Origin of the sequence: Rhizobium aethiopicum, assembly GCF_014197535.1 — a bacterium.
Taxonomy (GTDB): domain Bacteria; phylum Pseudomonadota; class Alphaproteobacteria; order Rhizobiales; family Rhizobiaceae; genus Rhizobium; species Rhizobium aethiopicum_A.
In genome coordinates this window covers 88,818-105,471 of sequence record NZ_JACIFV010000018.1, presented here as the reverse complement: position 1 = coordinate 105,471, position 16,654 = coordinate 88,818, and the positions used below count along the sequence as shown (strand labels likewise).

At 61.7% G+C, this 16,654-nt stretch carries 20 protein-coding genes; 3 read left to right on the top strand and 17 right to left on the bottom strand.

The window, feature by feature from the left end; all coding sequences use genetic code 11:
* The first annotated feature begins 17 nt into the window (after positions 1–17).
* Together GGD53_RS22050 and GGD53_RS22045 are read left to right on the top strand one after the other, a co-directional pair.
* Positions 18–362, top strand: a complete 345-nt coding sequence (locus GGD53_RS22050) for a RidA family protein (RefSeq protein WP_088394588.1) — start codon at positions 18–20, stop codon at positions 360–362.
* Positions 363–393: 31 nt separating this feature from the next.
* Positions 394–1,407, top strand: coding sequence for a succinylglutamate desuccinylase/aspartoacylase family protein (locus GGD53_RS22045; protein ID WP_184458984.1), 1,014 nt, complete (start codon positions 394–396; stop codon positions 1,405–1,407).
* Positions 1,408–1,432: 25 nt separating this feature from the next.
* Here the strand turns inward: GGD53_RS22045 and GGD53_RS22040 are convergent, their stop codons facing one another.
* The 7 genes from GGD53_RS22040 to GGD53_RS22010 form a co-directional block, all read right to left on the bottom strand.
* Entirely contained in the window at positions 1,433–2,617 is a 1,185-nt protein-coding gene (locus tag GGD53_RS22040) for a hypothetical protein (RefSeq protein WP_184458983.1), read from the bottom strand.
* Positions 2,618–2,717: 100 nt separating this feature from the next.
* Positions 2,718–3,392 carry a 4-carboxy-4-hydroxy-2-oxoadipate aldolase/oxaloacetate decarboxylase gene (locus GGD53_RS22035; protein ID WP_184458982.1) on the bottom strand — a complete coding sequence of 225 codons (675 nt, stop codon included), beginning with the start codon at positions 3,390–3,392 and terminating at the stop codon, positions 2,718–2,720.
* 90 nt (positions 3,393–3,482) lie between these two features.
* The gene (locus GGD53_RS22030; RefSeq protein ID WP_184458981.1) at positions 3,483–4,319 is read right to left on the bottom strand and encodes an ABC transporter substrate-binding protein; all 837 of its coding nucleotides are present in this window, start codon (positions 4,317–4,319) and stop codon (positions 3,483–3,485) included.
* A 31-nt stretch (positions 4,320–4,350) separates the two neighbouring features.
* On the bottom strand, positions 4,351–5,115 hold the full coding sequence (locus tag GGD53_RS22025) for an amino acid ABC transporter ATP-binding protein (protein ID WP_184458980.1): 765 nt from the start codon (positions 5,113–5,115) through the stop codon (positions 4,351–4,353).
* On the bottom strand, positions 5,112–5,870 hold the full coding sequence (locus tag GGD53_RS22020) for an amino acid ABC transporter permease (RefSeq protein WP_184458979.1): 759 nt from the start codon (positions 5,868–5,870) through the stop codon (positions 5,112–5,114). Before GGD53_RS22020 ends, GGD53_RS22025 begins: the two co-directional genes overlap by 4 nt.
* Positions 5,867–6,574 carry an ABC transporter permease subunit gene (locus GGD53_RS22015; RefSeq protein WP_184458978.1) on the bottom strand — a complete coding sequence of 236 codons (708 nt, stop codon included), beginning with the start codon at positions 6,572–6,574 and terminating at the stop codon, positions 5,867–5,869. Before GGD53_RS22015 ends, GGD53_RS22020 begins: the two co-directional genes overlap by 4 nt.
* Positions 6,571–7,332 (bottom strand): SDR family oxidoreductase, encoded by a 762-nt coding sequence (locus tag GGD53_RS22010; RefSeq protein ID WP_184458977.1) that lies wholly within the window; start codon positions 7,330–7,332, stop codon positions 6,571–6,573. Before GGD53_RS22010 ends, GGD53_RS22015 begins: the two co-directional genes overlap by 4 nt.
* Positions 7,333–7,588: 256 nt before the next feature.
* Between GGD53_RS22010 and nac the strand changes: the two genes are divergently transcribed.
* Positions 7,589–8,494 carry a nitrogen assimilation transcriptional regulator NAC gene (gene nac / locus GGD53_RS22005; protein ID WP_064807084.1) on the top strand — a complete coding sequence of 302 codons (906 nt, stop codon included), beginning with the start codon at positions 7,589–7,591 and terminating at the stop codon, positions 8,492–8,494.
* Between the two features lie 13 nt (positions 8,495–8,507).
* Here the strand turns inward: nac and GGD53_RS22000 are convergent, their stop codons facing one another.
* The 10 genes from GGD53_RS22000 to GGD53_RS21955 all read right to left on the bottom strand — a co-directional run bounded on the left by GGD53_RS22000 (position 8,508) and on the right by GGD53_RS21955 (position 16,457).
* Positions 8,508–9,710, bottom strand: coding sequence for a pyridoxal phosphate-dependent aminotransferase (locus tag GGD53_RS22000; protein ID WP_184458976.1), 1,203 nt, complete (start codon positions 9,708–9,710; stop codon positions 8,508–8,510).
* A gap of 61 nt (positions 9,711–9,771) precedes the next feature.
* On the bottom strand, positions 9,772–10,539 hold the full coding sequence (locus tag GGD53_RS21995) for a 5-oxoprolinase subunit PxpA (RefSeq protein WP_184458975.1): 768 nt from the start codon (positions 10,537–10,539) through the stop codon (positions 9,772–9,774).
* A gap of 21 nt (positions 10,540–10,560) precedes the next feature.
* Positions 10,561–11,556: a biotin-dependent carboxyltransferase family protein gene (locus GGD53_RS21990; protein ID WP_184458974.1), complete on the bottom strand. Its 996-nt coding sequence runs from the start codon at positions 11,554–11,556 to the stop codon at positions 10,561–10,563.
* Positions 11,553–12,260 (bottom strand): 5-oxoprolinase subunit PxpB, encoded by a 708-nt coding sequence (gene pxpB, locus GGD53_RS21985; protein ID WP_184458973.1) that lies wholly within the window; start codon positions 12,258–12,260, stop codon positions 11,553–11,555. The genes GGD53_RS21990 and pxpB overlap by 4 nt, the downstream gene beginning before the upstream one ends.
* Positions 12,257–12,682, bottom strand: a complete 426-nt coding sequence (locus GGD53_RS21980) for an acetyl-CoA carboxylase (RefSeq protein ID WP_184458972.1) — start codon at positions 12,680–12,682, stop codon at positions 12,257–12,259. The genes pxpB and GGD53_RS21980 overlap by 4 nt, the downstream gene beginning before the upstream one ends.
* Positions 12,679–14,073 (bottom strand): acetyl-CoA carboxylase biotin carboxylase subunit, encoded by a 1,395-nt coding sequence (gene accC, locus GGD53_RS21975; RefSeq protein ID WP_184458971.1) that lies wholly within the window; start codon positions 14,071–14,073, stop codon positions 12,679–12,681. Before accC ends, GGD53_RS21980 begins: the two co-directional genes overlap by 4 nt.
* Complete coding sequence (locus GGD53_RS21970; protein WP_184458970.1) at positions 14,073–14,492, bottom strand: acetyl-CoA carboxylase biotin carboxyl carrier protein; 420 nt, start codon at positions 14,490–14,492, stop codon at positions 14,073–14,075. Before GGD53_RS21970 ends, accC begins: the two co-directional genes overlap by 1 nt.
* 198 nt (positions 14,493–14,690) lie before the next feature.
* Positions 14,691–14,981: a type II toxin-antitoxin system RelE/ParE family toxin gene (locus tag GGD53_RS21965; protein ID WP_184458969.1), complete on the bottom strand. Its 291-nt coding sequence runs from the start codon at positions 14,979–14,981 to the stop codon at positions 14,691–14,693.
* A complete protein-coding gene (locus tag GGD53_RS21960; RefSeq protein ID WP_184458968.1) occupies positions 14,969–15,247 on the bottom strand; it encodes a CopG family ribbon-helix-helix protein in 279 nt (92 codons plus the stop codon). The genes GGD53_RS21965 and GGD53_RS21960 overlap by 13 nt, the downstream gene beginning before the upstream one ends.
* 139 nt (positions 15,248–15,386) lie before the next feature.
* Positions 15,387–16,457, bottom strand: coding sequence for a substrate-binding domain-containing protein (locus GGD53_RS21955; RefSeq protein ID WP_184458967.1), 1,071 nt, complete (start codon positions 16,455–16,457; stop codon positions 15,387–15,389).
* Positions 16,458–16,654 lie beyond the last annotated feature (197 nt).

The window sequence follows — 16,654 nt, the reverse complement described above, 5'->3', positions numbered from 1 at the left end:
AAAAGGAAAACCTGCCCATGATCCAGCGTTATCAGAAAGGTTCGCGAATGAGCCAAGCCGTCAGCTATGGCGGTCTCGTCTATATTGCCGGCCAGGTCGCGGAAAATCGCAAGGCTGGGATCGAAGAGCAGACTCGTGATGTGCTCGGCAAAATCGATGCTCTTTTGAAGGAAGCCGGTACGGACCGCTCGCGTCTGATCGCCGTCAATGTTTTCCTTCCCGCAATCGTCGATTTCGAGGCGATGAACGGCGTCTATGACGGCTGGATCGACATCGAAAACCCGCCGGCGCGCGCCTGCACCGAAGCACGCCTCGCCGATCCCGATCTGCGCGTCGAAATGACCGCGATCGCCGCGCTCTGAGGGCGCAGTAACCGCCCGGACTGGAGACATCATGCACAGCGGCCTCGTCAACCCGATCGACTTCTCGCGCGAGGGCCGGCAGGCCGGCCACCTCGCCATTCCTTATTCGGTAGACCGTTCGCCCTATTATCAGATCCGCATCCCGGTCCTTCATTTTAGGAATGGCGAGGGTCCGTCTCTGTTGCTGATGGCGGGCAATCACGGTGACGAGTATGAGGGTGAACTGCAGCTCGGCCGGCTGATGCGACTGTTGGATGTTGCGGAAATCCGCGGCGCCGTCACCATCCTGCCGATGGCGAACCTGCCGGCGGTGATGGCGGCCAAGCGCTGTTCGCCCTTTGACGGCGGCAACCTCAACCGGGCCTTTCCCGGCGATCCTTTGGGGTCGCCGACAGCGCGGATGGCGCATTTCCTCGAACGTGAACTCTTTCCGCGCCACGACGTCCTGCTCGACCTGCATTCGGGCGGCACGTCGATGGCCCACCTGCCCTGCACGCTGATCGAGCGGCAGGCGGATGCCGCCCGCTTCGAGCGGTCCGTGTCGCTGATGCGGGCGCTCGGTGCGTCCTATGCCTTCATTGCCGATAACGGACCGGCGGCACCGACATCGATGGGGGCTGCCGCGCGGGCGGGGACGATCGGGCTTTCCGGCGAATTTGGCGGCGGCGGAACCGTGACGCCCGAGACGATGACCTTCACGGCGGCGGCAATCGACCGGCTGCTTTTGACACTCGGCATCGTTGAGCGCCCGGTCCTGTCGCGCGGACCACTCTCTCAGCCCGGGCCGCTGCAACTGCTTTCGCTATCCCGGCACAGCCAGGGCATCTACGCCAACCGCAGAGGCTGGTTCGAGCCGGCTGTCGCGCTCGGTACCGCCGTTGCCGCCGGCGATCTGGCGGGATGGTATCATGATCTGGAACGCCTGGAGCAGCCGGAGGAAGAGCTGCGCTTTTCCGAGAGCGGCATGGTTATTTCCCAAAGGCTGCATTGCGACAGCCAGGCCGGGGACTGCCTGATCCAGGTCGCCGAACCTATCGCATCCTGAGCCGATCCCCCGCGCGAGATCCCACTTAACTGATTGCGTCCACGGCGGCCCTGACCCAGTCGAGGCGCTTTGCCGGAATGAGGCCGTAGTTGTAGAAATTGACGCCGTCGGCGCCGGCATCGACGGCGGCCCTGGCGCGGGCCGCCAGCACTGCAGCCTCGCCGACCTCGGGATAGAAGACACGCAGGCCGACGCCCAGGAATTTTTCCGATCCAAGTGCCGCCCGGCCGGCTCGGATGACATCGCCGACGGCCTCCGGCGTCATGTCGTAACAGCAAAGAATCGCACCGTCGCAGAGCTTGCCGACGGCTGCGAGATCGACGCCGCCGAGCCAGCCGTCCTTCAAATCGATAAGCACGATACGCGTCGCCGGATCGGCCGCGGCCTTGATCTCGCCGATCAGGCTGGTCACCGGCTCGCTGCGCCACGCAAGATAGGCATGGAGATCGGGATGACCGCGGAAGGCATCGATGCCAGCCGTCGGGAAATCCGGGAACTGCCGCTCCGGCACGGCTCGTTCGCAGAGCTCGTCGATGAAGCGCGCCACTGATCGGCGCGCGCCTTCGACCGGCACGCCGGCCTTTGCGGCGCGCGAAGTGCAATGTTTGCAGAAGCAGAGCGACAGCAGGAAATCGTCTTCGGCATTGAGGCCGACGCCGTCTTTCTCGTGGTGGTATTCATGCGCGAAGCCCATGAAGTTCGGGCTCTCGAGCTCGACCATTTCGGGCCGGTAGTTTGTGGTGAGGTCCTGCACGAGAGTGACGACATAATCCCGCGCGGCTGGGCTGGAGGGGCAGAGGTTGTAATAATTGGGATTGCCGAAGGCGTTTCGTGTCACATGATCGGGATGCAGCGTGCCGAGACGGGTATTGTGCAGGCAGACCGTCCAGCAGGAGACTTTTAGACCTGTCGCCTCGCGCTTCCTGACGAGCGCTTCCAGCATATCGCCGCGCTCGGTCACGTTGCCCGCCATCAGCGGCCGGATCGGCTTGTCCTGCCACAGGCTTTCATCAGGCCGGAAATAGACCGTTCCGTCCTCCGGGAAGTAGGCCTTCTGCTGCGGGCTCCGCGGCTGGAGGAAGCGGCCGGCATGATAGGAGGTCGCCAGGCTGACCGTTGTCAGGCCTGCCCGGCCGGTAAGCTCGGCGGCAAAGACGCCGAGCCCCTGGTCCTGGATATCCCAGGGATAGGTCCACATGGAAAAATGCATGGCGCGCTCCCGTCGAATCTGTCCGCGTTATAGAACATGTGTCCATAATAGTGTCCAGATCGATCTTTGAGTGTGAGCCCTTGGAGCCCTCCCTCGCTTGTCAGATGTTGACGACAAGGCCCTTGGCTTGCAGCACCGGTGCCAGATTGCTGACCTCGATGACCGATTTGCCCGCCTTGTAGGCGGCGATATAACCGGCTTCGGCATCTTCGCGGGCCTGCGACAGCCGGGCGGCTTCCTGGGCTTCCTGCCTGCGCACGACCACCAGACCGTCGGCATCGCCGACGATGATATCGCCGGGATTGATGGTTTCGCCGCCGACGATGATGGTGTCGTTTACCGCCGCGATGGTTTCCTTGACCGTCCCCTTGATGCAGACGCTGAGCGAGAAGACCGGAAAACCGAGTTCCCGCAGTTGCAACGTGTCGCGCACGCCGGTGTCGGTGACGAGACCGCCGATGCCCTTTGCCAGGCAGGCATTGGCAAGCACGTCACCGAAGGAACCGGCCTCTTCGTATTCACCAGCCGAGACGACGATGATGTCGCCCGGCTTTGCGTAGTTGATGGCGAGCTGCAGCATGATGTTGTCGCGCGGCGCGCATTTGACCGTGAATGCCGGACCGCAGAGTTTCATGCGGTAGTCGACGGGTTTGAGCCGCGAGGAGAGTGCGCCGCGGCGTCCCTGGGCTTCGTGGATGGTCGCCGGCGAAAATCTGGAAACGGCCTCGACGTCGGCTTTGCTGGGCCGTTCAGCGATGTCTTTTATATGGATCATGGATGCCTCACCTCGTTAGTAGACGGCGGGCATATCCCGCCGTCTGATCTCGGTTGAATTGTCTTCGGGAGGTTCCGAAGACCGGTTGGTCTACGGGATCGGGTCGAATTTCAGCTGCGCGAGCGGCACGACTTTGTCGGTACGGGTCATCTTATATTCGGTGCTCGGGCCGAGCCACTTGTCCCAGATCTTGTTGATCTCGCCGGACTCATCGAGCTTGTGCAGGATTTCGTTGATCTTGGCGGTGAGCGCCGGCTGATCCTTGGCCATGCCGATGCCGATCGGCTGGTAGAGCATCGGCTCTTCGATCATCCGCATTTCCTTGCCCTTGCTCTTCGATTCATTGACGAACTTGGTCGTCGTCATGGTGTTGGCCACCATGCCGCGCGCCTTGCCCTGCTGAACGGCGAGATAGGCCGAGGCGGTATCCTGGAACGTCAGCGGTTCCGATTTGTTGAGCTTGATCGACATTTCTGACGTCGAGCCCTTGGTCGAAGCGATGCGCTGGCCTGCATAATCGGCCTTCGTCTTGCCGGCATCGTCCGCCGGCACGATCAGCATTTCCTTGGCGAGATAATAGGGATCACTGAACTGGATCTGCTCGGCGCGGCTCAGCGTATAGGCAAGGTTGGCAACGGTGATGTCGACGCGGCCAAGCTTGACCTCAGGCACGCGGGCCTCGACCGAAACCGGCTTGATTTCTGCCTTGACGCCCAATTCCTTGGCGATGGCGCCGCAGAGATCGACGTCGAAACCGGCCATTTCGCGGGTCTTCGGATCGGGCGAAGCGAAGGGAGGAACGTCGGCGAAAGTCGCACAGCGCAGGGTCTTTGCCGACATGATGTTGTCGAGCTGATCGGCTTTCGCGGGCATCGCCGCCGCCAGGCCGGCCAATGCGACGGTAACGCTCAGGTATTTCCAGTTCATTGCTGTTCTCCTTTGTTTTTGATGGTTGGTATCAATGCCTGAGATCAGCGAGGAAACGCTGAGCCCGAGGATGGGTCGGATTGCTGAAGAAATTTTCAGGCGTCGCCATTTCGATGATCTGGCCGGCATCGATGAACCAGATCCGATCCGCGACCTCGCGCGCGAAGCCCATTTCATGGGTGACGCAGAGCATGGTCATGCCTTCCGATGCCAGGCTCTTCATCACGGCCAGAACTTCGCCGACCATTTCGGGATCGAGCGCGCTCGTCGGCTCGTCGAACAGCATCACCGGCGGTTCCATCGCAAGGGCACGAGCGATCGCCACACGCTGCTGCTGGCCGCCCGACAGTTGGCCGGGATAGGCTCGGGCCTTGTCGGCGAGGCCGACGCGGTCGAGAAGTTTGAGCGCCTTCTCATGCGCGACATCGGGCGCCACGCCTTTCACCCGGATCGGCGACATCGAGACGTTTTCAGCCACGGAAAGATGCGGAAAGAGGTTGAAGTTCTGGAAGACGAAGCCGATCCGGCTGCGCATCGCGTTGAGCTCCTTCGCCCGCATCGACGCATGGATGTTCTGTCCGTCGAGCGAGATCGATCCGCTGTTGATCTCTTCGAGGCGATTGATCGTGCGGATCAGCGTGGATTTTCCCGAACCGGATGGACCGCAGATGACGACCACCTCGCCACGCGCGACCTCAGCATCGATGTTCTTCAGGACCGGATAGTCGCCGTAGCTCTTGCAGACCTGCGAAAGCCGGATCGTCTGCGATTCCTGCGCGGAAACTGACATGGTCATAGCTGCTCCGATACGATTTTCGATGGCGTGACCAGAGAGGCCGTGGGAACGTTGAGAAGTCCCGCACGCCGCCGCGTGATGCGCCGCTCGAGGCGATTTGCGAAGTAGGTGAGCGTCCAGCAGATGATGAAGTAGACGATCGCCAGGATGAGGAAGACCTGGAAGGGCTGCGTCAGGAGCTGGTTGTTGACCTGGCTTGCCGCAAAGGTGAGATCCGGCACGTTGATCACATAGCCGAGCGTCGTATCCTTGATCGTCGAGACGAAAGTGGAGAGGATACTCGGGATCATGTTGTAGAGCGCCTGCGGCAGGATGATGTAGCGCATCGCGCCCATATAGCCGTGGCCAAGCGCACGCGCCGCGTCCATCTGGCCGGGTCCGAGCGCAACGATGCCGGCGCGGACGACTTCGCTGAGAAACGCGCTCTGATAGACGACCAGCGTCGTCAACATGGTGACGAAGCTCGGCACATCGGCGCCGGTCAAGAGCGGCACCAGGAAATAGCTCCACAGGATGAGCATCAGAAGCGGCACGCCGCGGGTGAAATAGACGAGCGCGGTGACCGGCCAGCGCAGCAGCCGCGACTTGGAGAGCCGCGCTATTGCAAACAGAATGCTGGCCGGAAAGGCGAGAGTGATGCTGAGCGCCGAGAGGATCAGCGTATTGGCAAGCCCGCCGAGCGGTCCGTTCGGATATTGGCCGATCAACAGCAGCAACCAATAGTCTTTGATGATGGCGATCATGTCCTGGATCATGCGCGGGCACTCCGGGCAGGATCGGCGCGCATCGACAGGTAGGCGCCGATGCTCATGATCACGAGGGAAAAGAAGAGGTAGAGAACCGTGCCGATCAGGTAGATCTCGAAGGTGCGGAAACTGAGGTTCTCGATTTCCTTGACGGCATGCGTCAGTTCCGACGCGCCGATGACGACGGCGAGGCTGCTGTTCTTGAACAGGGAGACGCTGTGATTGATGAGCGGCGGCAGAGCGTTGCGCACACCCTGCGGCATGATGACGAAACGCATCGCCGAGACGTAGCCGTGGCCCAGTGCACGGGCTGCCTGCATCTGGCCGTCACCGACCGAGCGTACGCCCGAACGAAGATCTTCGCTGAAATAGGCCGCCTGGCAGAGCCCCAGCCCGATCACCGCGAAGATGGATTCCGCATTGTGGCTTGCCAGCCAAGTCGCGATGCCGCTCGGCATCAGCGTGAAGATCCCGAAATACCAGAGCATGAGCTGCACCAGCGTCGGGACGTTGCGGTGATAGGAAACGTAAGCGGCGACCAACGGATCGCCGAAGCGAAAGGGTGATAGGCGCAGACCCAGCAGCAGAAGCGCCAGCGTCATCGCCAGCAACCAGGATCCGGCATAGATGATGAAGGTCATCTCGATGCCATGCAGCAGCATGGCGGCATATTCCGGATTTCCGAGGATCGCCGAAAGGTCGAAGCCGCTCACGGTTTTGGCTCCCTGGACTGATCCGGCTTCGCCGTCTGCAGACCGCCCATGACCTGCAGCGTCGGGGTGATCTCCATATGTCCGATGTTGACTGCGACCGGGGCTGCGATTGCGAAGGCGATCGCATCGGCGATATCGGCCGCCTGCGGCAATTCGAAACCGTCGATGAACCGTTCCCGGACGCTGGGGTCATTGCCGTGGACGTGATTAAAGATGTCGGTAGCGACCCGGCCGGGACAGATTTCCGTGACCCGCACCCGCTTGCCGAAGGCGTCGATGCGCAGCTGGTTGGACAGCATGCTCACCCCCGCCTTGGTGGCGTGATAGGACGAGTTGCCGCCGAAATTGTAGGCGCCGGCGATCGACGAGATATTGATGACGTGGCCGCGATCGCGCGCCACCATGCCCGGCACCACCAGACGGCAGAGGTGCAGTACCGCCCGCAGATTGACGTCGACGATGAGATCGATGTCGCCTTCGTCGGCTTCGAGGAACTTCTTCGGCCGGTCGACGCCGGCATTGTTGACGAGAATGTCGAATTCCACCCGAGCCGCGAGTTCGGCCATCGCCTGGCGGTCTGTCACGTCGATGGCATGAGGGATGCAGCCCGTCCGCGCGGCCAGCTGCTGCAGCGCCTCGGTGCTGCGGGCAACGGCATGGACCTCGATGTTCTCCCGGCGGAGCCGCTCGACAACGGCTGCGCCGATTCCGGAGGATGCGCCGGTTACCAATGCGGTCTTGTAGTCGGAGAATGGCATTGTCGTTCCCTAGTTGTTGATCGAGAGAGTAGCGAAGCTTTAACCCCTTGCCTAAGACCGATTATCTCTGGAGCAATAAGCAACGGTTATGGAGCCTTGCGTGGCTGCCGAAGAACAGAAAGATGCGATGTCGGCGCTATTCGCAGTGTTCGTGCCTCAGCAAGGCCCGGCCGGTTGACGATCGCGTCGCGTTGCAAAAGCTATACGCGTCTGCAAACATGCCATCCCAGCAGATCAGAACGGTTCCCCGATCCTCATGGACATCAGACGCCTTAAATCCTTCATCGTGATCGTCGACAGCGGCAGCATCACGCGCGCGGCGGATCTTTTGCATATCGCCCAGCCGGCGCTCAGCCAGCAGCTGGCGGCGCTGGAGGAGCATTTCGGCCAGAAGCTTCTGATCCGAAGCCAGCAGGGCGTCAGCATGACCGATGCGGGCCATGCGGTGTATCGCCATGCCCAGATTATCCTCCGGCAGATGGAGCAGGCGCAAGCGGATGCTTCTGCGGCCGGCAATTCGCTTGCAGGGCGTGTCTCCGTCGGTCTGGTTCCTTTCAGCAGCGCTGCCACGTTGTCGGTCGATCTGCTGGCGGAGACCCGGAAGCGGCATCCCGGCATTCTGCTACATCTGACCGAAAGCGTGGGTCAGACCTATAGCCAAATGATCATGAACGGCCGGCTGGAGATGGCCCTTCTGCATGGAACCGGGCCAATCAAAGGCGTGCGGTTCGAACCGATCCTTAGCGAGGAATTTTTCCTGGTCGCGCATCGCGATTTTGCGATCGACGCGGATGCGAAACCTGTCGCCGTCAACGCTCTCGACGGGATACCGATGCTGCTGCCGCCGGCCTATAATTTTGTCCGCCGCGCAGTCGATACCGCCTTCACGCGCACCCGCACCAATTTGAAAGTCGTGGCGGAAGTTGAGATCGTCCGCACCCTGGGGCGCGCGGTCGGCGACGGTCTCGGCGCAACGATCATGCCGAAAGCCATCGCCGATCGCATCGTATCGGAATCGAGCGAGCCGCTGATCTGCCGGCTCGTCTCTCCGCGGATCGAGGAAACCCTGTCGCTTTGCGTTTCCGATCAGAATCCCCTGTCGGAGCCGGCGCTTGCCGTCCGGGACATCCTCCTCGAGCTGACGGCGCGGCTGAAAGACTGAGGCGGGCTGCCGGTTAGCGCATATCCTTACAGAACTCGGCGATGCGGGCGCAGCCCTCGTCGAGTTTCTCCATGCTGGTGGCGTAGGAAATGCGAAAGAAGGGGCTCATTCCATAAGCCGCGCCTTGAACGGTCGCCACATGATGCTCTTCGACCAGCGCCATAACGAAATCGACATCCGTTTCGATCTTTCGTCCGCCCTTGCTGGTCTTGCCGATCAGCCCTGAAATGTTGGGATAGATGTAGAAGGCGCCTTCCGGCCTGTGGCAGCGCAGCCCCTCCACCTCCGACAATTTGTCGAGGACAAAGTCGCGTCTCTTCTTGTAGATCGCCGCCCGCTCCTTCAGGAGATCCTGAGGTCCGTCGAGCGCCGCGGTCGCGGCCGCCTGCGTCAGCGTCGCGATGCCGCCGCCGTTCTGACCGTTGACGTTGCTGATAGCTGCCATCAACTCTTTCGAGCCGGCGCAGAAGCCGAGCCGCCAACCCGTCATCGCGTAAGCCTTGGAGACGCCGTTCATCGTCAGGACGCGCTCATAGAGCCTCGGCTCGACTTCCGCCATGGTGCAGAACTGGAAGTCGTCATAGACCAGGTGCTCGTAAATGTCGTCGGTCATGATCCAGACATGAGGATGGCGCAGCATGACTTCGGCGATGGCGGCCATCTCGGCTCGCGAGCAGGCCGCACCGGTGGGATTGTTCGGGAAATTCAGGAAGAGCCATTTGGTGCGCGGCGTAATCGCCGCCTCCAGATCCTCCGGGCGCAGCTTGAAGCCGGTCTGCTCGTGGCAGGGTACGGCGACAGGGACGCCGCCGGCGAATCTGACGATATCGGCATAGCTGACCCAGGAGGGCGTCGGAATGACGACCTCGTTGCCCGGATTGCAGGTGGCCAGCATCGCATTGAAGATCACCTGCTTGCCGCCGCCCGAGACGACGATCTGGCTGGCATCGTAGTCGAGATTGTTGTCGCGCTTGAACTTCCTGATGATGGCGGACTTGAGGGCTGGCGTCCCGTCCATCGGCGGATATTTCGTATCGCCTGCCAGCGCTGCGGCATGGGCTGCTTCGATGGCGTGCGCCGGGGTGGGGAAATCCGGCTCGCCGGAGGAGAGGCTGACGACCTTGATCCCTTTGGCGGCGAGTTCCCTGGCCCGCTGGGTCATGGCGGCGGATGCTGATATGGAGACGTTTTTCAGGCGGTCGGCTTTGATGGACATCGGAATGGTCCTTCGGTGAGGGATTGGAGTTATGGACCGCCCGCGGGCGATCTGACTTGTGTCATTCGGCGAGTTCGGCAGCGGGAGCGAGCGCCGCGCCGCTGGCTTCGATTTCGCCGCGAACGATGCCGGCAAGTTCGAAGGCGCCAGGTGTGTCGCTGTGAACGAGGATCGAGCGCGCCGGCATGGCGATCACGGCGCCGTCGATCGTCCGGACGGTCCCGTCGAGCAGGAATTGCCGCACCCGCGCCCGCACCGAGGTTTCGTCCTTGATGACGGCGCCCGGAAGGCCGCGCGCGACGAGTTTGCCGTTGCCATCATAGGCGCGGTCCGCAAGGAAAAGTGCCAGCGTCTTCAGGCGCGCGCGTCTGGCCGCCAATTCGATCTCGCTGCCCGACGTGACGAAGACCACGAGACCGGGGTCCACAGTAGCGATCGCATCCATCATCAGGTCGGCGAGGACAGGGTCGCGGTTAACCATATTGCCCATGGCCGCATGGAAGCTGATATGGGAGACGGCAACCCGCTCGGCTCTCGCGATGGCCATCAGGGCGCCGAGCTGGTAGAGCATCTGCTGGCGAAGCTCGTCTGCCGAAAACGGTATTTCGCGCCGGCCGAAACCGAGCCGGTCGGGCAGGCCGGGATGAGCGCCGATGCCGACGCCGTTGAGCTTGGCGAGCCGGACCATGCGCCCCATCGTATCGGGATCACCGCCGTGGAAACCGCAGGCGATGTTGGCCGAGGAGACGATTTTCATCATCGCTTCGTCGTCGCACAGCCGGTAGGGACCAAATCCTTCGCCCATATCGGAATTCAGATCGATCTTCATGAGTTCCTCCTTATAAGGGTCCTAAGCCATCGCCTTCAAAGCGCGCTTGACCATCCGGGACGTGCGTCTGACGTCGTCGACATAGCGGGTGACGGCCTGTTCGACAGCGCGCGCTTCGGCGTGTGTCGAGCGAACAAAGCTGAGGCGGGCGCCGATGCGGGCCTGTCCCAGCCGCCAGAGATCGGATTCGATCACGCCGGCGATTTTCGGATATCCGCCGGCGGTGTTCGCATCGCTCATCTGCACGATCGGTTCGCCGCCGGGCGGCACCTGGATGACGCCGGGAACGACACCGTGGGAGCGCATCTCGATCGATGCCACCGGCTTGATCGGTTCGCCTGACAAGCGGTAGCCCGTCCGGTCGCTTCGGGAAGAAATCCTCCACATCTGGCTCCAGAAGGGCCCGCCGTCTCCCGCGAAAAGCTCATGCTCAGCGGCCGGCAGGGCACGGATCGGCAATACGCCGTCAACCGGGGCCGGAAAGACATTGCTGAGTGCTGTCGCCGGTTCGACGACGGCGAGGCCGGTGGCCGGCAGCATGGCAATCTCCAGGTCCTCGCCGACCGCAATCCGATCGCCCTTCGCCAGTGGCCGGCCTGCATTGCCTCCGAAGCCGCCGCGGAGCGACGTGCTGCGCGAGCCCATGATAACAGGAACATCCAGCCCGCCGCCGAGCGCGATATAGGAGCGCGCAAGCCGCGGAGGCTGCTTCAGTTCGAGAACCTGTCCGGATTCGGCCACATAGGCGCACCAGGCAAGCCGTTCCGATCCGTCGAGATGAGGATTGCCGTCGGCGCCGGTTACGGCAAAGACGGCGCGCCGATGGAAACGCAGGCTGAACGGGAAGGTCTGCACCTCGATTGCGGCCGCATTCTCGTCATTGCCAACGAGAATATTGCCGATCCTGACCGCAAGCGGATCCATGGCGCCGCTCGCCGATACGCCGATGTCGCGATAGCCGGGGCGTCCGAGATCCTGCACCGTGTTGAAAGGGCCGCTTTCCAAGATCTCGATCATAGCTCGATCCTTTCCGGCAGGAACCGCACCGTATCTCCAGGCGCCATCATCGCAGGGGTCGTCGACGTCGGGTCGAACATCTCAAGTGACGCGAAGCCGATGGAATTCCAGCCGTTGGGGCCGGTCAACATGGCGACGCCGGTCTGCATACCGCCAATGGTCACGCAGCCCTTCGGCATCTTCAGCGAGGGAACGGTCTTCCGTGGCATGTAGATACGTGGGTCGAGGCCATGCAGATAGCCGAAACCAGGCGCGCTGCCGACGGCGAAGACACGATAGGTGGCTTGGTGATGGATGCGGACGACCTCACGGTCGCTCAATCCCGAGAGATTGCAAAGAGCCGGCAGGTCCGTCGCGTGCTCGCCGCCATAATGGACCGGGATCTCGATGGTCTTGCCTTCGAGATCGATGCTCTCGGCATTCGCCCAGGCCTCCAGCAGCCGCGTGACCACCAGATCGGGATCTTCGGGCGTCTGCTTGAAGATCACCAGCAGGTTGGTCATCCCCGGAATGTCTTCCGCGAGGTCCGCCCAGCCTTTCACGCTCCGGGACAGAGCCCAGATCCGCCGCTGCGCGGCAAGGTCGAATTCACCGGGCGCCTCGAGCAGGAAGGCCCTGGCGCCGATCGAGGAAACCCGTGCCCGGCTTTTGGTGGCCGGAACGATCTCGCTTTGCGAAGCGTGCCTGTTCGTCGTGACGATCATGATGGGAACTCGATTTCGAACAGAGGATCGCCGTAGCCCACCAGCGCGCCGGGCGCGGCGAGCAGCCTGGTCATAACGCCGGAACTGCCGGCGCGAAGGGGAAGCAGCACATCCCCTACCCTGATGAAGCCGAGGACATCGGCGTCGGATAGGGACCGCGGCAAATTTTGCGGCACGACGAAGGCGGCCGGATGTTCGACGCAGAAGCGGCCCGCCATCGGCGCCGTCACGACCGTCTGTGCAGAGCCCGGCGCGCGCGGCGCTGCTTCCGTCGCGCTGATCCGCGCCTCCCCCTCCCCTGAAATGACGATGCGAAGCTGTGCGCCCGGACGGGAGATTTCCAGCCCGTCCACTCCGGCGGCCGTCAGTGCTTGGGTCAGCAGCGCGATGGCGGCCGGATCGCTGAAATCGATCGCGCTCATGCCGCCGCCCTCCGCAGCTTCAGCCATTGTTCGAGATAGTGAATGTCCGTCTCGCCGCGCGCGAAAGCATGGTCCTCGAACAGGGCGCGCAAAAAGGGAATATTGGTGGCGATTTCCTTGATCTCGGTGCCGGCAAGCGCTTCGCACATTCTGGCCATGGCTTTCGCCCGCGTCGGCGCATGCACGATCAGTTTCGCGATCAGCGAGTCGTAATAGGGCGAGACCTTATAGCCGGCATGGATATGCGTATCGACGCGGATGCCCGGCCCCTGCGGCAAAGCCAGACGGGTGATGATGCCCGCCGACGGCAGGAAGCTGTCGGGATCTTCGGCGTTGATGCGGCATTCGAAAGAATGGCCTTCGCAGATCACCTCACTTTGGATGAGGTTCAGAACCTCACCCTGGGCCACCTTGATCTGCGCCTGGAGGATATCGACCCCGCTCGTCATCTCGGTGACGGGATGCTCGACCTGAAGCCGCGTGTTCATTTCGATGAAATAGAAAGCGCCGTCCTCATAGAGAAATTCGAAAGTTCCGACGCCCCGGTAGCCGATCTGGCGGCAGGCCTCGACGCAGGCCATGCCGACCGGCCGGATGATGTCGGGCGCGATTCCAGGCGCCGGCGCCTCCTCCACAACCTTCTGATGGCGGCGCTGCATCGAGCAGTCTCGATGCCCCAGCCACACAGCATTCCCCTGGTCGTCGCAAAGAACCTGTATCTCGATATGGCGCGGATGCTGGAGGAACTTCTCCATATAGAGAGAGGGTGAGCCGAAAGCCTTGCGGGCTTCTTCCCGGGTCAGCGCGATCGCTTCATTCAACTGGTCGGCCTTCGGAACGACGCGCATGCCGCGCCCGCCGCCGCCGCCTGATGCCTTGATGATGACGGGATAGCCGATCTCCAGCGCGAGCCGCTCCACCGATGCGGGATCGTCGGGCAGCGCCGTGTCCGGCCCGGGAACGCAGGGCACGCCCGCCGCCATCATCGCCCGTTTCGCCGCGATCTTGTCGCCCATGGTCGCGATCGATGAAGCCGTCGGACCGATGAAGACCAGCCCTGCCTTTTCGACGGCGTCGGCGAATGCCGCATTTTCCGATAGAAATCCGTAACCGGGGTGGATGGCGCCCGCACCGGTCAGGCGCGCCGCGAGAAGAATGGCATCCTGATTGAGGTAGCTTTTCGCCGCGCTCGACGGGCCGATGCAGAGAAAGCTGTCAGCGGTGCTGCCGTAAGGTGCTTCCCTGTCCGCCTCGGAGCAGATGGCGACCGTCGTAAGGCCGAGCTCGCGACAGGCACGCTGGATCCGCGCTGCGATCTCGCCGCGATTGGCGATGAGGACGGTATCGAAGCGGCGCCCCGAGACAGCGGATTGTTCAGATGTTTCCGGCATCAGGCAATCTCCGCCAGCAGGTCGCCGGTCTCGACCTCGCCGCCATCTATTTCGGTCAGGCGCATGATGCGCCCGGCCCGCGGTGCGGTGATCGTGTTGAAGACCTTCATCGCCTCGATAATGAAGAGCGTCTGCCCCTCCTCCACCGCGTCTCCGATCGCGACAAATGGCGGTTCCCCGGGCGCCGGGGCCTTGTGTAGAACGCCGAAAACAGGCGCCGTCACCGCATGGAAGGTTTGCTTGACGCCCGAGGACGCAGCGGCGATCGGTCTCGGCTTTTGCTCGGGTTCGGCGACAGCCTCCTGCCCCGCCGCCGTTCGGAAAATCCGAACCGTCACGTCCTTTTCCGTCACGGTGAGCTCGGTAATATTCGATCGTCCGACAAAGTCGATCAGCGTCTTGATCTTCGAGAGGTCCATGTGCGTGCTCGGAATTTCAAAATCCCACCGCGCATAGCCGAAGTTTCAGATCGCCCGGTGTTGTGATTTCGTAGCACGACGGGCGGATTGATGGGGTCAGACGAAGTTTTGATGGAGCGCAATCTGTACCCTATGGGACATCTCGCCGGTCGGTTGCGAATTCCCCAACCGACAGGTGCGGGGCCCTCGAAATCCTGGTCAGAACCCAGCTTCCTTCTGATGCCGCACGGCAAGGATCGTCAAAATGTCGCCATCCATACGATAACGAGCGACGTACCCGGTATCTCCGAAATCGATGAGCCATTCCCGGTATTGCTCGGGCATATCCTCGATGAGGCGTCCTATATGGGGATGCGCACCAAGGACGCTCACGCCTTTGAGAATAGTTTCGCCTGCCCGCTTGGCGACTGATGGGTTTTTCGGTCGCAAGAATTCCCGAAGCCGCTCAAGATCGCGGATTGCGGCCGGGGAGAAGATCACTTGTGGCATTCGGGTGCGGACAACTCGTCGTCAGTTCCCCAAGTCGAAAGCCATTTTTCAACCTCGGCGCCGGTAACATGCAGTCCCGTCGCTTCAAATTCATTCCAGGCGCCAAGCGTCTCCTGCCGCAGCGCCTCGCGCTTCTCCTCGCGCTCGACATATTGCGCAATCGCTTCACGCATGATCCAGTGGGACGAACGGCGGCGAGCCTCGGCCAATTGTTGGACGCGGCCCTTCAGCTCGTCATCGAGCTTGAGCGAGGTTGGCGATGCCATAAGGCTTTCCTTAGCTACAGGTAATACCTGGCGCTAACTTAGGCTTCCCTGCGGTATTTGTCTATGAATGAATTTACCCATCGCGCAGCGCTTATTCTTACGGTCATGTGCTTTCTGTGCGTGGTTGGTTCCGGCACCGTCAATCCCTCGCAGGGGCAATGCTCTCCCGCAGGATAAGCTGGCTGCGGATGACGGTGCGCATCGTTGCCGCATCCTGCGTCTGGCCGATGGCGCCGAGCAGAAGTTCCACGGCCGCGCGTCCCATCTCTTCCACGGGCTGTTTGATCGTCGAGAGCGGCGGCGAACAGAATTCGCAGACCGGGGAGCCGTCGAAGGAAACGACGGACACGTGCTCTGGAATAACAAGGCCTGCGCGTTGAATAATGCTCATGAACGAGATTGCCATGTCATCGCTCGTTGCGATGACAGCCGTCGGCCTGACGGCGAGCTTCATGAAATCATCGGCGGCACGAATGCCGATCTCGAAGCCATGCTGGTATTCGAGATCGCCGCCAGATCTCGACACGGCTTCCTCGGAAAGTCCCTCTGTGCGTAGAGCCTCGAGGACCCCGGCGTAGCGCTCGACGTCGTGGTAGTTTCCCTCGGGGCCGGCTATATAGAGGAAGCGCCGATGACCCGAACGGATCAATTCCATCGTCGCATCACGGATCGCCTCCCGGTCATTGGTGACGACGCTCGGCAAACCGGCATCACTCATGTCGAACAACATCGAGACGATCGGCAGGCCTGCCCCGGCAGGCGAACGCCCTTCGATCTCCGGAAGTTTCGACGAGAAGATAATGGCTCCCCGAACCGTGCCGCTGAAGGCAAGATCAAGTATGTGCCGTTCGGAAGCTTCCTCGCGATCGAGATTGGCGATCATCAAGTTATACCCCCTCTGGATCAGGGATTTATTGATGCTTTGCAGGACCTGCGGGATGATCTGCGAGGCGCCATAATAAGGCGAACCCGGCAAAATGATCATGATGGTATTGGATTTTCCGACCCTGAGGCCGCGCGCCATTGCGTTCGGCGTGTAGCCGAGCTGCCTGGCGGCCGCATTGATCTTGGCGCGGGTCTTCTCGTTCACCCGTCCGGGATTGGCAAGCGCCCGGCTGACCGTCGATATCGCGACACCGGCGAGCCGCGCAACGTCGGCCATCAACGCGCCCGACGGCTCTTCTGCCGCCACATCCTTGTTTTTATTCACCTTTAGTTCCGTCTCCCGGATGCTTCGATTTGCAACTCTAAGGCAGGTGGCGGTTTATAGCAAACGATTGCCAAAAATTGCTTGCTTAAAAAATCAGCTTGGCTATCATCTGGGCATGGCAAACGATTGCCATTCCTTAATGGTTTGAAAATGCACGACTTATTGAATGCGGAGCCTCTGTTTCGCATGCAGGCGGG

Bases quoted from the DNA above. Each gene is read 5' to 3' on its own strand.
- GGD53_RS22010 (WP_184458977.1), bottom strand. From the start codon at position 7,332: ATGCCATTCTCCGACTACAAGACCGCATTGGTAACCGGCGCATCCTCC.
- GGD53_RS21980 (WP_184458972.1), bottom strand. From the start codon at position 12,682: ATGAGCGCGATCGATTTCAGCGATCCGGCCGCCATCGCGCTGCTGACC.
- GGD53_RS22040 (WP_184458983.1), bottom strand. From the start codon at position 2,617: ATGCATTTTTCCATGTGGACCTATCCCTGGGATATCCAGGACCAGGGG.
- GGD53_RS21965 (WP_184458969.1), bottom strand. From the start codon at position 14,981: ATGCCACAAGTGATCTTCTCCCCGGCCGCAATCCGCGATCTTGAGCGG.
- GGD53_RS22030 (WP_184458981.1), bottom strand. From the start codon at position 4,319: ATGAACTGGAAATACCTGAGCGTTACCGTCGCATTGGCCGGCCTGGCG.
- GGD53_RS22000 (WP_184458976.1), bottom strand. From the start codon at position 9,710: ATGTCCATCAAAGCCGACCGCCTGAAAAACGTCTCCATATCAGCATCC.
- GGD53_RS21995 (WP_184458975.1), bottom strand. From the start codon at position 10,539: ATGAAGATCGATCTGAATTCCGATATGGGCGAAGGATTTGGTCCCTAC.
- GGD53_RS21970 (WP_184458970.1), bottom strand. From the start codon at position 14,492: ATGGACCTCTCGAAGATCAAGACGCTGATCGACTTTGTCGGACGATCG.
- GGD53_RS22035 (WP_184458982.1), bottom strand. From the start codon at position 3,392: ATGATCCATATAAAAGACATCGCTGAACGGCCCAGCAAAGCCGACGTC.
- GGD53_RS22045 (WP_184458984.1), top strand. From the start codon at position 394: ATGCACAGCGGCCTCGTCAACCCGATCGACTTCTCGCGCGAGGGCCGG.
- GGD53_RS21960 (WP_184458968.1), bottom strand. From the start codon at position 15,247: ATGGCATCGCCAACCTCGCTCAAGCTCGATGACGAGCTGAAGGGCCGC.
- GGD53_RS22050 (WP_088394588.1), top strand. From the start codon at position 18: ATGATCCAGCGTTATCAGAAAGGTTCGCGAATGAGCCAAGCCGTCAGC.
- pxpB (WP_184458973.1), bottom strand. From the start codon at position 12,260: ATGATCGTCACGACGAACAGGCACGCTTCGCAAAGCGAGATCGTTCCG.
- GGD53_RS22025 (WP_184458980.1), bottom strand. From the start codon at position 5,115: ATGACCATGTCAGTTTCCGCGCAGGAATCGCAGACGATCCGGCTTTCG.
- accC (WP_184458971.1), bottom strand. From the start codon at position 14,073: ATGCCGGAAACATCTGAACAATCCGCTGTCTCGGGGCGCCGCTTCGAT.
- GGD53_RS22020 (WP_184458979.1), bottom strand. From the start codon at position 5,870: ATGATCCAGGACATGATCGCCATCATCAAAGACTATTGGTTGCTGCTG.
- GGD53_RS21990 (WP_184458974.1), bottom strand. From the start codon at position 11,556: ATGATCGAGATCTTGGAAAGCGGCCCTTTCAACACGGTGCAGGATCTC.
- nac (WP_064807084.1), top strand. From the start codon at position 7,589: ATGGACATCAGACGCCTTAAATCCTTCATCGTGATCGTCGACAGCGGC.